General features: G+C 59.1%; 10 protein-coding genes. 6 read left to right on the top strand and 4 right to left on the bottom strand.

Going from position 1 to position 13,679, the window contains the following annotated elements; all coding sequences use genetic code 11:
- Positions 1–8: 8 nt before the first annotated feature.
- Genes ACT3RW_RS00745 through ACT3RW_RS00735 form a run of 3 tightly spaced genes read left to right on the top strand, consistent with a single transcriptional unit; the run spans position 9 to position 2,576 of the window.
- Positions 9–1,346, top strand: coding sequence for a TRAP transporter large permease subunit (locus tag ACT3RW_RS00745; RefSeq protein WP_444612490.1), 1,338 nt, complete (start codon positions 9–11; stop codon positions 1,344–1,346).
- Between the two features lie 13 nt (positions 1,347–1,359).
- Positions 1,360–1,608: a hypothetical protein gene (locus ACT3RW_RS00740; protein WP_444612489.1), complete on the top strand. Its 249-nt coding sequence runs from the start codon at positions 1,360–1,362 to the stop codon at positions 1,606–1,608.
- Entirely contained in the window at positions 1,605–2,576 is a 972-nt protein-coding gene (locus tag ACT3RW_RS00735; protein WP_444612488.1) for a cyclase family protein, read from the top strand. Before ACT3RW_RS00740 ends, ACT3RW_RS00735 begins: the two co-directional genes overlap by 4 nt.
- Before the next feature lie 63 nt (positions 2,577–2,639).
- Here the strand turns inward: ACT3RW_RS00735 and ACT3RW_RS00730 are convergent, their stop codons facing one another.
- Together ACT3RW_RS00730 and ACT3RW_RS00725 are read right to left on the bottom strand one after the other, a co-directional pair.
- The gene (locus tag ACT3RW_RS00730; protein WP_444612487.1) at positions 2,640–4,310 is read right to left on the bottom strand and encodes a flavin monoamine oxidase family protein; all 1,671 of its coding nucleotides are present in this window, start codon (positions 4,308–4,310) and stop codon (positions 2,640–2,642) included.
- A 2-nt stretch (positions 4,311–4,312) separates the two neighbouring features.
- Positions 4,313–5,803: an amino acid permease gene (locus tag ACT3RW_RS00725; RefSeq protein WP_444612486.1), complete on the bottom strand. Its 1,491-nt coding sequence runs from the start codon at positions 5,801–5,803 to the stop codon at positions 4,313–4,315.
- A gap of 97 nt (positions 5,804–5,900) precedes the next feature.
- Between ACT3RW_RS00725 and ACT3RW_RS00720 the strand changes: the two genes are divergently transcribed.
- Both ACT3RW_RS00720 and ACT3RW_RS00715 read left to right on the top strand, forming a co-directional pair.
- On the top strand, positions 5,901–7,487 hold the full coding sequence (locus tag ACT3RW_RS00720; protein ID WP_444612485.1) for a PucR family transcriptional regulator ligand-binding domain-containing protein: 1,587 nt from the start codon (positions 5,901–5,903) through the stop codon (positions 7,485–7,487).
- 76 nt (positions 7,488–7,563) lie between these two features.
- Complete coding sequence (locus tag ACT3RW_RS00715) at positions 7,564–9,024, top strand: HNH endonuclease (RefSeq protein WP_444612484.1); 1,461 nt, start codon at positions 7,564–7,566, stop codon at positions 9,022–9,024.
- A gap of 60 nt (positions 9,025–9,084) precedes the next feature.
- Here the strand turns inward: ACT3RW_RS00715 and ACT3RW_RS00710 are convergent, their stop codons facing one another.
- Both ACT3RW_RS00710 and ACT3RW_RS00705 read right to left on the bottom strand, forming a co-directional pair.
- On the bottom strand, positions 9,085–9,882 hold the full coding sequence (locus ACT3RW_RS00710; RefSeq protein ID WP_444612483.1) for a nitrilase-related carbon-nitrogen hydrolase: 798 nt from the start codon (positions 9,880–9,882) through the stop codon (positions 9,085–9,087).
- A gap of 157 nt (positions 9,883–10,039) precedes the next feature.
- Complete coding sequence (locus ACT3RW_RS00705) at positions 10,040–12,871, bottom strand: FAD-binding and (Fe-S)-binding domain-containing protein (RefSeq protein WP_444612482.1); 2,832 nt, start codon at positions 12,869–12,871, stop codon at positions 10,040–10,042.
- Positions 12,872–13,002: 131 nt separating this feature from the next.
- Here ACT3RW_RS00705 and ACT3RW_RS00700 point away from each other — a divergent pair, with 131 nt between their 5' ends.
- The gene (locus ACT3RW_RS00700) at positions 13,003–13,653 is read left to right on the top strand and encodes a GntR family transcriptional regulator (RefSeq protein WP_444612481.1); all 651 of its coding nucleotides are present in this window, start codon (positions 13,003–13,005) and stop codon (positions 13,651–13,653) included.
- Positions 13,654–13,679: the final 26 nt, after the last annotated feature.

Here is a 13,679-nt window from a genome sequence, read left to right as displayed (position 1 = left end):
GAAACAGCATGATTGGCATCTGGGCGCTAGGCGTCTACCTCGCGGTCATCATCGTTTGGACGGTGCTAATGCGCCGTAACGTCGGTGAAGCGATGATTCTTGGCTTCGTTGTGGCCGCAGCGTTCAGTGGCAGCCAGATGCTGTCCGTTGGTTGGGCCGCACTCTATGAGGCGCTCACCGACGAAATCGTCTATGCAACAGTGATCTTCGTATTCATGGGCTACCTGCTTGAACGAGCCGGAGTCATGGAACGCATGATCAACCTGCTGGACTCGTTGATCGGTGGCAGTAAGGGCGGAGCCGCCTACGTGTCCACGGTATCCTCGGCCGGTTTGGGTAGCATCGTGCACAATCAGGCGGCCATCGCCGCAACCGTTGGATCGATTACCATCCCGTGGATGGAACGCTCAAAGATCGACCGCCCTACCGCAGCCACCATCGTGGCCGGTAACGCGGGCATGGGAATCACTTTCCCGTTCAGTGCTTCAATGTTTGTTCTTGTTGGTTCCTCCACCGTTGGCCCGTTGCTCTCAGCCAATGAGTTGCTGGTCCCCTTGATTTTTGGTGGGCTCTGGTGCGTGGCGCATCGACTGGTTGTGACCTATCTATTGGTTCGCCGCAGCGGAGCCCAAGCCACACCCACCGAACAGCGCCAGCAACTATCGGTGGCTTTTAGGCAAGGCTGGAGCACCCTGCTGCTCTTTGTTGGTGTTGCCATTCCGATGATCATCACCAGCGGTGCCATCGCCGAGGCACTGAGCAATTACACCCAAACCAACGTGACCAAAGCGATCAGCCCGATCTTCTGGATCCCCATCGCGTTGATCGTCATGGGATTGCTGCTCGGATTGAGCAAATTGCCACGCAGCCTCAAGGCCTGGTCATCCATGCTTGAGGACTCTATCCCCCGCTTTGGCATTGTCGGAATTACCGTGCTCTTCGCCTTTGCCGGCGCCAACGCCCTGGCCAGCACCGGCTTGCCGGAGCAACTCACCACAGTGTTGAACCAACTTTCACTGCCGGTGTGGCTGCTCGCCCTGGTGATTGGGTTAATCGTCATTGCTGTGGCGGCTCCGTTGTCCTCAACAGCAACTATGGCCGCGGTGGGCACCGTGGGAGTGGCCGCCCTTGTGGCCGCCGGAGTCCCGGCGCCGACAGCTGCCGTTGCTGTGCTGGTATTTTCCTCCTGCGAAGCGGCGGTTCCCCCGGGTGGAGCACCCTTGTACGTTGCCTGCGGTATTGCCGGGGTCAACCCGTACAGCACCTTCCGTTCCATGATGCTGTTCTACGCACTGCCGTTGCTGGCCATTGGTGTGTTGATCGCATCCGGAATCTTGCCGGTCTAAAAGGAAACGAAAAATGTATCAACTTATACTTCGAAAAACCTTTGTCGTCTCACTGGCGCTGGCCCTGTGCGGCGGAATCGTTTTTGTCCTGTTACAGCTCGCCGGAATGATCTTCGGCAGTGCGCTCTTGCTGACCGGCCCCAACACGGTGTTCAAAACGGTACTTTGCATCTGTGCATCTATTGCCTCGATCGCCGCCTATCTATTGCTCCATGTGGGCTCCACCCCGGTGAAATATGCACAGGAGAACTCATCAAAATGAGCAAGTACCCCACTCGTGCCGAGCTAAAACAACGCCCGGGAATCCTTGCCGGTACCTCATGGGACCTATTTAGCTCCCCGTCTGCTGGCGCCCCCGACAAGATTGATGCGGCCAAACGTATTCAGGCGGCCACATCGGTCCGCTTGGGAGAAACCTTTGGGCTGGATTATCCGATCGATGCGTTTTCGCCTGGCATGTCCAAAACCCGAGGCGCTCCAGAGCACCACATTTTTGGCAATCATCCGGCCCATCGTGATGACTACCTGGACAGCTTTTACCTTCAAGGCTCCTCGCAGATCGATGGACTGCGCCACCGCCGTTCGGATGAAGTCGGCTTCTACAATGGTGTGCCCGACGAAAAAATCATTGTAGGTACCAGCGAACTGGGCATCCAATACTGGTCGGATCGGCCCATCGTGACCCGTGGCCTTTTGATCGATCTGGATGGGTTTGCTCAATCCCACGGCCATCAACTTGATCATGCCAACGGGGAGCAGATCCCGCTTTCCCAGCTCCTTGAGGCCATAAGCCACCAAGGAATCTCGTTGGAACAAGGGGACTCGCTGATGGTTCACACCGGCTGGAGCGAATGGTTCTTAGCGCTATCCCCGGAGGGAAAATCCCGGCAACGTGATGGTGGCAAAGCCACCGGGTTGGTGCAATCCGAAGAACTACTGGACTGGGCGTGGGATTCGGGATTGAGCATCCTGGCGGCCGATAACTTCGCCGTGGAGTGCCTGCCACCGGTGGCCAACTCCCCCTTCATCAGCACAGCCCCCAATGATCGTGGAATGATGCACCAAGAGTTTTTGGCAAAGCTCGGCCTCCCGCTCGGAGAGCTTTGGCGATTGGGACCATTGGCCCGACGCATGAGCCAGCTGAAGAGGTGGGATTGCTTACTGACCATCAAGCCCCTGAATGTTATTGGCGGCACCGGCTCCCCCGCCAACGCCACCGCGGTCCTTTAAACCCAAAAGTCTCGCGCACCAACCGAAGCAGCGCACGAGACTTATGATTTTTGCTGGTTCTAACTACAGCGCCTTGGGCCCGAACTCGGCCAAGAACTGACCCGGACCCGGGTTGGCTGGCGCGTCCGATCCGCCAAGGTGCTGAAGCACGCCCCACACGGCGTTCAGTCCGGTGGTCACCGCGCCTTCGGCCCAGCCAGCGGTCCACGACACGTCGTCTCCCGCAAGGAAGATGCCGCGGTGACCGGCAGCCATCTTTTGCTGGTCAAAGTGCGTGTAGAGACGCTGCTGGTAGCGGTAATGGCCCGGCAGGTTGGCCTTAAACGCACCCATGAAGTTCGGATCGGACTCCCACGATACGGTGATTGGCTGGCCCACAATGTGGCTACGGATATCCACACCCGGGTAGATCTTCTCCAGTGAGTGCAGCATCAGTTCCATGCGGCGCTGCGCCGACAGGGAGAGCCACTTGAGCGCATCATCGTTCCAGGTGTAGGAAAGCAGGATGACCGCGGGCTGATCCTCCCCGTTATCTAGCAGGTAGGTGGCGCGGTTCAGCCGGTCGGTGAGCGTCATGGACATCAGGTGCTCCCCGGTCACCGGGTCGCGGTCCTTCCAGAACGGGCGGTCCACCATCACGAAGGTTTTTGAGGACTGCATGTAGTGGCTGCGCTCGATCGCGGTCCACAGTTCGGCTGGGAAGAGCTCCTCGTCGGTGTCGATCCCGGTGGACAGCAACCAGGACTGCACGGTGGACACCACGGCGCCAAATTCTGCGGTGCGACCAAATCGTTCGGTCACCTCAATGGTGTTAGCCCCGTTAAAGCCTGGGTTTTGGGTGCGGTACACCTTGGAGACCGCACCGCGTGGCGCGCCGCCGTGCAGCGAGGACAGGGAAGTGCCTTCTGGCCAATGCGCCATCTTTTGTGGTGCGTGATTCCATAGCGCCTCGGGCAGTTTGGCCGCGCCGCCGGTGATGCCGCGGTGGTAGTCATCGGCGTCGGTATACACCACGCGCAGGATTTCCAGGATCGAGTTGGGGAAGTCGGTGTCCCAACCGCCTGAGCCGAAGCCCACCTGGCCAAAGGCTTCGCGGTGCTCAAAGCCGGCCTCCTTGAAGGCCTTGGAGTTGGCGATGAAGCCGTAGAAGCTTTCCTCGTCGAACTCTTCAAGCGTCGAGTCCCACAAGGCCTTGATGGTGGCGGTATCGCGGTCGCGGATGGCCTGCTGCATCTGCTCAAAGTGGGCGTCTTCGCGCAGGGCCTGCTTCCACGCCTCGGCCACTTCTTGGTAGAAGACCGGCAAATCGGCGACGTCTTCTACGTAGATTTTCTGTCCCTTAAGCTCGATCACCGTGGAGTCGGTGGGCTCGGCCAGCGGGTTCGGGAAGTCGTAGGTATCCAGCTCAAGCAGCTCGATGTAGTGGTACAGCGCCTTGCTGGAGACCGGGAAGCGCATGCCGCCCAGATCGCAGGTGATCTGCGGGGCTGCAGCAAAGCTGGCGGTGCGCAGTCGCCCACCGATCGAATCGGCCTCATAAACTACTGGCTTCAGGCCCAGCTTCATCAGTTCATAAGCGGTCACCAGACCCGAAAGTCCGGCGCCGATCACGGCCACCTCGGTGCCGTACAGCGCTTCGGGCACTGAGCCCAGCCCGGCTTCGTTGGCTACAAATCTGTCGTAACTGAACGGGAAGTCGGGGTTAAGCATGGTGATGGGGTTGCTGGTATTCATTGCTAGTCCTGAGGTAGTTTCGAAAGGTGGCTGTCGATATAGGCCTGCTTGCTTAGTTTGCCCAGCGTTGATCGGCGGCGTCCATAAGCCAGGTAGAGCACGATGCCTACCAGCATCCACGCACCGAAGACTACCCAGGTGTGCCAGCTGAGCTGGGTCATCAGGAACAGGCAGGCGAGCACGCCCAAAATCGGGGTGATTGGGTAGAACGGCACCTTGAAGGTACGCGGTGCCAGTGGCTGCTTGCGGCGCAGGTACATCACCGAGACGCCCACCAGCGCAAAGGCGAAGAGGGTGCCGATGCTCGTGGCGTCGGCCAGTGCGCCCAGCGGGATAAAGCCGGCGGTGATCGCCACCAGCACACCGGTAATCACGGTGCCCAGCACCGGGGTGCCGGTGTGGCGCGAAATTTTGCCGAAGGCCGCCGGCACTAGTCCGTCGCGGGACATGGACAGCAGGATGCGGGTCTGTCCGTAGAGCACGGTCAGTACCACCGAGGCGATGGCCAGCACCGAGGCCAGCGCAAAGACCAGCACCATCCATGGCTGCCCGGTGATTTCGCCGACGATCTGCACCAGGGCAGCTTCGGAGCCTTCAAACCAGGTCCACTTTCGGGCGCCGACCGCGGAAACCGCCACCAGCACATAGGCCACGGTGACGATCAGCATCGAGAGCATAATGGCTCGTGGCAGATCACGCTTGGGGTTTTTGGCTTCTTCGCCGGCCGTGGAGGCGGCGTCAAAACCGATGTAGGAGAAGAACACGCTGGAGGCTGCGGCGGTGACGCCGGCTGCGCCCATCGGCAACAGCGGCTGGAAGTTGCCCGCATCAAAGGCGCTGAAGGCGACGATCGAGAAGAAGATCAGGATGCCGGCCTTGATGATGACCACCACGGTGTTCACGATGGCCGATTCGCGCGCTCCACGCATCAAGAGCAAGGTGGCGAGCACCACGACGATCAACGCCGGCAGGTTCACTACCCCACCTTCAGCCGGTCCCCCGGCCAGTGAAACGGGTAGTTCCAGGCCAAAGGCGCGCAACGCTTCGTTGACATATTCGCCGGCGCCCACGGCCACGGCGGCCACGGACACCGCGTATTCCAGCACCAGACACCAACCGCAGATCCAGGCGATGCCTTCACCCATGGTCGCGTAGGTATAGGAGTAGCTGGAACCTGCCACCGGCACCATTCCGGCCATCTCTGCGTAGGACACCGCCGAAAGCAGTGCGGTGATGCCAGCGATCACAAAGGAGATCCAGATGGCCGGGCCTGCGATCGGCACCGTGGCGCCAAGAATCACCAGGATGCCGGTGCCCAGGGTCGCGCCGACACTGATCATGGTCAGCTGCCACATGCCTAGGGTTCGGCGCAGTGTTCCGCCCGATGAGTTGGCTTCGCTCTCGGAGACCATCTGCGTGATCGACTTGCGCCGTCGCAGCTGCGGACCGAGGCCGGTGGCTGGCTTGCGCCTGGCTTGTGTCGTGCTGTTCATCTCGGGTCCTCGCTGCACAGTGGGTTTTCTTCTGCCTTCAAGCCTAGATCTGTGATCCGGCTCTCAGCATGGAAGTTTTGAACTAAAATATTTTCCTATGGGACATTTTGCACCGCCGCCATCCTGGTCGAGCGTCGACACCCCGGGCATCACCTTAGGTCGTTTCCTGCGCCAACTGCCACCGGAAATCACGCTGGTCAACGACGCAGGTGATCGGCCGCTGCGCTGGGTAGAAGCCAGCGATATGGATGACCCCACCGATTACCTACTGGATCAGGAGATGATCCTCACCAGTGGCTTCCCCCTAGTCGGCCACAGCGATGATGCGCAGGTGGTCAACGGTTTTATCAGCCGGCTGGCCAACGCCAAAGTCAGCGCCCTGGGTTTTGGGCTGGAGCCATATTTCACCCAAATCCCGAGAACGGTGCTCGACGCCTGCCGCAAGCACCAGATGCCCCTGCTACAAATTCCGGCCAGCGTGCCCTTCGCCGCGATCGGCATCGCCTTTGCCAAGCTCACCGAGGCCGACAACGCCGCGCAGCTGCATGCCAGCGCCGAAGCCAACCGCGCACTGATGCGCTGCCTGACCCAGAGCGATCCCGAAAGCGCGCTGGTTTCCGTACTCTCCCAGCGCCTAATTGCCAGCGTGCGACTGCTGGGCACCGAAGGCGCCATCCGCTACCAGGCCACCATCGGTGACACCGCTGAGCTCAACGAGGAGCTGAAGTTAGAGCTCTTCACCCAGGCCACCACCGCCGCTGGGCAGTTCGCCCTGCACCAAGAAGATTCCTTGGTCGACCTAGCCTTCCCGATCCGCGCCACACTTCCCACCGGCGGCCGCGCGCCACTTCTTGGGGTGCTTTCGGTCGGCTTCGCCCGTACTCCCTCGGCTTTTGACCACAACCTCATCACCACCGCGCTGGGTCTACTCGAAGTCCTCGCCCGCGAGCGCGCCGCCAGCTCCTCCACCGCAACCCAGCTGGCCACCGCGCTGCTTTTGGGCAATCGCGGTCCGCTGGATGACTCGATGCTCTCCCTGCTGAATCTCAACCTCGGCGGGAACCGCACAGACCCCGCCCGCGTTGTCGTAATCACCGCGCTGTCGCATCAACCCGGCACCGAGGCCAACTTCCACCTCACCCACCTGCAGGCTCTGTTTGATACCCGACTGGTCATGCAGCACGACGATTACTTTGTGGCCCTCACCCGTTGCGAATCCACCCAGACTAGGTTCGATCGGCTCAAGTCCTCCGGCTACCTCGCAGGCTTCAGCACACCAGCGCCCGTCGACCATCAGCTCGGCGAAAAACTGCACGACCTACTCGCCCAGGCAACCGGCTTACTGCCTCGGATGCGCGAACAGGGCCAGAGCCTTGATGCTCAAGTGATTCCCCGCTCGTTCCTCTCCCTACTACCCAGCCAGGCCGGAAAGCAGCTAGCACAGGAGACCCTGGCACACATCCTTGATTTACCCGAAGCGCGTCGCGACCTGTATCTAGAGGTGCTGCAAGGCTGGTTGGAAGCCAACGGTTCCTGGGACCAAACGTCGAAAAACATCGACCTGCACCGCAATTCCGTGCGTCGTCACATCGCCGCCATCGGCGAGGTTCTTAACAAAGACCTCAACCGCGCCGACGTCCGTCAGGAGCTATATCTGGCCTTAACTTTCCGCTCCATGAGCTAAGCCCAGCGCCCGAGATTCAAGAAACTTTTCCACAACATTCGAAGACATATTCTAATTAATGAAGTATAATTAGAATATGTCCGAAGCAAAGGTGCACGGAGATGCCCTGCCCCAGGCGGTAGAGCCAGCGGAATTCGAAAACCACTGGCTCGCATTGCAAAGAGACCTGACGTGGATACAAGACCACGGCAGTAAAGAGGACTGTGTCCGGGGCATCGAGTTACTCGAAGGGCTCATAGCGTCTGCCAACTTCCAGCAGGCCGGCCTCTCTCACCAGCTGGAAAAGAAATTCGTTTCCGACCATGAGGAACGTGGCGTCAACCTTGACGACCAGACTCGTGGTGCCGCTGCTTGCGTAGCCATTGCCCGCAAACAGTCCCCAAATGGCTACCGCAATTACCTAGTCAACTGCCGCATCCTCTTTGAAGACACACCAAATATCGCTGCAGCCTTTTCCCGGGGCGAATTTACCGAACCTCAAATTTTCACCATCCTCAACGAACTGCAGACTGTCAAAGCGCAACGTCGCACCGAATTTGATGATCTCTTCGGCCAGAATCCGAACATGTTCGAGGGCATGGGGCGGAAACGGATCAAGGATACCGTCCGAAATTTCACGCTTTCCTTCAATTCCGACCCTGTATCCAAAGAGCACAAAACTGTCGAAGAGTCTCGTTTCGCTCGCATGACTATCGACGAGAAAAAGGGCTGCGTGAAGCTGACCGCACAGTTCCCACTACTGTCGGGAATGGGACTCAAGAACTACTTGTACAAGGAGTCCCGCAAGCTCAATAAGAAGGGCGACAAGCGCACCAAGGACCAGATCCGGGCCGACATTCTCTTTAGCTACATGATGATCGGTGAGCCCTCAAAGATGCCCATCAACTTGCAGGTTGGCGTCATCATGACCGAGCGAGCACTCTTCCAAGGCGAACGTGAACCCGCTTTCCTCGAAGGCTACGGATACATTCCCGCACAAGAGGTGCGTGAATGGATCGGCGGGCACCAGATCGACAACGAATTAACCTTCGAAGAGATGGAAGCAAAGCTCACCCCGGAACATATTGAAGAAATCGAAGTGCTCACCGAACTCGCGAGAATATATACGGCTCCCGGCAACCAAGACTTGATAAGCATGGATTCCAAGGCCCGGATCTTCCCGGAGAAGCTCAAGAAATTCGTCAGCATTCGAGATCGACATTGCCGCACACCTTTCTGCGATGGAATCGTTGCCGAAACTGACCACGTGGAGCAGTACGCGCGGGGTGGGAAGACCAACGTGCACAATTCCTGCGGCCGTTGCGAAAACTGCAACAAGAATAAGGAAGCTTACGGTTGGATTGAGCTCACGGCCATGAAGGGTCCGCACACGATGCTCATCAGCCCGGTATCCGGAATGTCTTATCAGTCCACGGCCCCACCTGCGACCGGATATGTGCATAAGCCTTTCCCACAGTTGGCGACCGATGCAACGTGGTTCAAAGACTTCAAGGGCAGGCTGAGCCGGGGCGATCCGCCGGCTTCCAACACATCATGACCGCAAACCTAAGGTGTTTCCGCGCAGCACTTCGCTGCGCGGGCATACCCTATGGGTCAGTTATTTCTCCATTAGCCATTGCGCGTAGAGATCCGTCCGAGCTTCGGCAAGGTACGGAACTTCCGATCTAATCTTCGCCAAAGAACTCACGTCGATATCCGCAGCAAGAATCTCGGAACCTGCACCGGCTTGAGCCAGGATGGTGCCATCAGCACCGGCGATTACGCTGGTGCCTGCCAACTCAAATCCAGCTTCAGTTCCGCTGTGGTTTGCGTAGGCAATAAAAAGCTGGCTCTCCATGGCGCGAGTTGGAACAAGTTGAGTGCACACTTGCTCGTATCCGCGGCCCATGGCAGTGGGAACAAGTAGCAACTGCACTGAACGTCGCGAGGCTTCCCGGACAACCTCCGGGAATTCCACGTCAAAGCAGATCACCATGCCCAGCGTGATGCCCTCATATTCGAAGGAGGCTGGAGGGTTGCTGCCAGCGATAAAGACTTCATGCTCTTCAGTACCAAAGAGCTGCACCTTTTGATAATGGGCCAGCTTCGCTCCCCGATCATCAACAAAAGTAGACGTGATCAGCCAACCGTGATCAGTGATCTCGGGTAGGGAGTAGACCAGGGCAATCGAATGCTTGGCGGCAATGGCCGACAACCGCTCACGCGCACCAGGCAACAACGAAATATCCAGCGAATCGCGCAGGACGTAGGGCGCATAGCCGACGGTGAAAAGCTCGGAAGTGAGCAGGATTTTGGCGCCATCGGAGGCAGCACGTTGCGCAGCATGATCGATGGCAAGAAGATTGCGCTCAATCTCCAATACCTCTGCCTCGGCCTGCATTACTACGATACGCATTTGGTTCCTTCCAAGCATCATCGATGGCTAGGTTTAACCATATTCTGAGCGCACCCTGATATGTCTAGGTTATTTGGCACCGCGAGTGCAGATCTGCGTACTTTTCGCACCAACAACAAAGTCGTCCAGAAAAGCTTTCTGGACGACCTCATTGCGATTACTTGCCGACGGCCTCAGCAAGAAGTTCAACCACGTGGCGGTACTCTTTGCCGGTGGCGCGGGACATTCCAAGTTCGCACGTGCGGTTGCACGACGCATGGGCTTGCGCATCCAGCTCGCGAACTTCGGCAGCTTCGCGTGCGGTGGCCGAGTCAGTCAGCTCGGGGTGCAACATGCCACGATCCCCCGCAAAGGCACAGCAACCCCAGTTCACTGGAGTGTTCACCTGCTGCGCCACGGTCTGTGCAATTTTCTGCAGATCAGGGTTCAGACCCATTTGGGTGGACGAGCAGGTCGGGTGCAACGTGATCGAGGAGATCTTCTGAATTTCAGGCAACTTGTCCAGCAGGTGCTTTGAGGTGAAAGCCAACAGGTCAACCACTTCATACCCCTGCTCTTCGAGGGTGTGGGCAAAGCCCTCGGTGCAGCTGGAAGCATCAGAAATGATCGGCAGATTTTTCCCCGGCAAGGCTGAACGAACTTCTTGAAGGACGCGCTCGGCCATCGCCTCGTGCCCCTCCGCGTAGCCCTTGGAAGTCCAAGGGGTACCGCAACAGGTGGATTCAATGCCTTGCGGGACATATACCGAAACGCCAACGGCATGCAGCAACTTGGTGAAGGCCGAAGCCACACCTTCGCCTTCACCGGTCGGGCCAAACATCGAGTTCACACACGCAGGAAGGTAAATCGCCAGCGGCTCGGTGCCAGCAGCGCCTAAATTCCCAGCCAATAATTTACGTGCCTTGCCTCCCCCGGGAAGATCCGCATCATAGCGTGGCATAACATCGGTGCTCACGACCTTGCGGGCCACATCGGTGACGCCTCGTACCAGCGGTGCCGGGAGTTTATCGGCAACACTGAGCGCAAGGGACCCCGCACGAGTGGCCGGTCCCCAGCCCTTGGCGGCGGCCTTAAAACCGGCAGCCAAAACCGGGTGAGTATCTTCGCGACGCAGGCGCTTGACCAGCAGACCGGTATTGATACCGACCGGGCAGGCGGTCACGCACATGCCATCCACGGCGCAGGTCTGTACGCCGTTATATTCGTAATCGCGTTCCAGCTCCGCAGCCAGTTCAGTGTTGCCTTCGGCTTCAGCCTTGGCAATGGCGCGACGCACCACGATGCGCTGGCGCGGGGTGAGGGTCAGGTCCTTGGAAGGGCAAACAGGCTCGCAGTAACCACATTCCACGCAGTGGTCGGCCTCAACTTCGATGGTTTCGTTGAGCTTGATATTGCGAATGTGGACCGCGTGGTCCTCGTCGATGATCACCCCTGGGTTCATCATCAGCCGCGGGTCACAGGCAGCCTTCAATTCAAGGTGCACCTCGTAGAGTTCGTCGCCGTACTGCGCGCGAACAAATGGGGCCATGGCGCGGCCGGTACCGTGCTCAGCCTTCAGGTTCCCGTCCTTGGCCAGGATCAGTTCAACCATTTTGTCGTTAAACGAGTTGTAGCGGTTTAGTGACGCATCACCCTCAAAGCGGTCGGTGAGCATAAAGTGGATGTTGCCGTCCTTGGCATGGCCGAAGATCACCGAATCTTCGTAACCGTACTCCGTGAACAGGCCTTGCAAGTTGTCGCAGGTTTCAGCCAGTGATTCAACCGGGACAACGACGTCTTCTAGTAGGGCGGTGGTCCCGGATGCGCGAGCGCCTGCCACCGAGGCGTAGAGGCCCTTGCGGAATTTCCAGGCAGCCTGCCGGCTCTTGGCATCGTCAGAGAGCAGTGCGGGGGCGCGTAGCGCCGCGGTGTCCAGCAGACGTTGGCCAGCGGTTTGCAACCCGGTAAGTTCTTCGGCGTTATCCGCGTGGTATTCGATCAGCAGCGCCGCCTGTTGATCCACCTCAAAGCCCATAATCGCCTCGGGCACACCGGGCAGTTCTTGACCCACACGCAGTGAAGTGGAGTCCATTAGTTCAAGGGTCGCCGCCCCGGATTCCAACAGTTCAGGCAGGGCACGGGTGGCCAAATCCAGGTTTTCGAACACGGCCAGGGTGGCGATGGCCAACTTACGGATCGGCACGGTACGGAACACCGCTTCGGCAACAAAGGCCAAGGTTCCTTCGGAGCCGATGATTAGGTGCGCCATCAGATCCGCCGGGGTGTCATAGTCCAAAAAGGCGTTGATGCCGTAGCCCATGGTGTTTTTTAGGGCAAAGTGCTTTTGGATTTTGGCCACCGAGGCCGGGTTGGTGCGCACGCGCTTGAGCAGCGTGTCCAAGGTGGCGACCAGTTCCGGTTCCGCGGCGGCTAGCTGACGGTCGGCATCCGGATCGGCGGTATTAATCATGGTGCCCGAGGGCAGCACAAAGGTCATCGATTCCAAGGTGCGGTAGGTGTTGAACTCGGTGCCGCAGGCCATGCCAGAAGAGTTATTGGCGATCACTCCGCCGATGGTGCAGGCCGCTTCGCTCGCCGGATCCGGACCGAGCTTGCTGCCGTACACCGCCAGACGCGCGTTAACTTGGCGGACGGTGGCGCCGGGCTGCACCCGCACGCGAGCACCGTCGTCGAGCACCTGAATGTCGCGGAAGTTGCGGCGCACGTCGATCATCAAACCATCACCGCTGGCCTGGCCAGCCAGCGAGGTGCCGCCCGAACGCAGGGTCACCGGTTGGTTATTAGCGGCCGAGGCGCGCAGCAGGGCTGCGACTTCAGCGGCATCTTTGGCAAGGATTACGGCCTGAGGGGTGTACAGGTAATGCGAGGCATCCGAGGCGTAGGCGACACGGTCGATGGATCGAGTTTTAACGCGCCCCGGATCGCCCACGAGGTCGAGAATACTGGATGGAACCCTAGGTTCACCGAGTGCCGGCGTGCTCAATGCCATGGTGCGCTCCTGTGTTGCGGGCAGGTGGTTACTGCCCAAGAAGAAAATTGTCTAACAAGAATACATGCCATGATAGTACGTTTCATGGGATACTTACATAGTTATTTTCTGCCGGCGCGAAAGGAAATCACGTGGCAGCCCGATTAGGAGTGGTTTCGGTGGTGCAGGCCGTCATCGCCTCACTGCGCACCCGCATATTCAGCGGCGAGCTGGCCCCCGGCACCCCCTTGGGCGAAGTCGATGTGGCCACCCATTATGAGGTGGCCCGTCCCACCGCCAAGGCCGCGCTGGAAAACCTCGTGGCCAGCGGCCTGCTCACCCGCAACGCCCACCAGAGCGCCCGGGTCACGCGCCTGACCTCGGCTGATGCCCGCGACATCTACAGCACCCGCGCCATCATCGAAGCCGAGGCCGTGCGCCTACTGGCCAGCACCGGCCAGGTTCCGCAAGCCGCTCGTGCGGCCAACGAAGAAATCACTGCCCTGCGTGATGCCTCGCCGATCCAGATCGTGGACCCGGACGTTCGCTTCCATACCGCCTTGGTTCAGGCGCTAAATTCGCCGCGCACCAGCGCCATTTACGGCCAACTCAGCGACGAGATCCGCTTGTGCATGACGCAGGCGCAAGATGCGACGTTGCTAAACACCACGGATATCGCCGACGAACATGCCCGGTTACTGGAAATGATCACCGCCGGCGACCAACAGGGCGCCGCAGAATTATTAGCTCAGCATTTAGAGAATGCGAGCGAACGACTAGCCGCGCACCTAGATAGCTTGTAGGCAACAGCGCGGCCGGAGAACCCTCC

Origin of the sequence: Glutamicibacter sp. AOP5-A2-18, from assembly GCF_052446055.1 — a bacterium.
Lineage (GTDB): Bacteria > Actinomycetota > Actinomycetes > Actinomycetales > Micrococcaceae > Glutamicibacter.
This window is presented reverse-complemented; position numbering and strand designations above follow the sequence as displayed.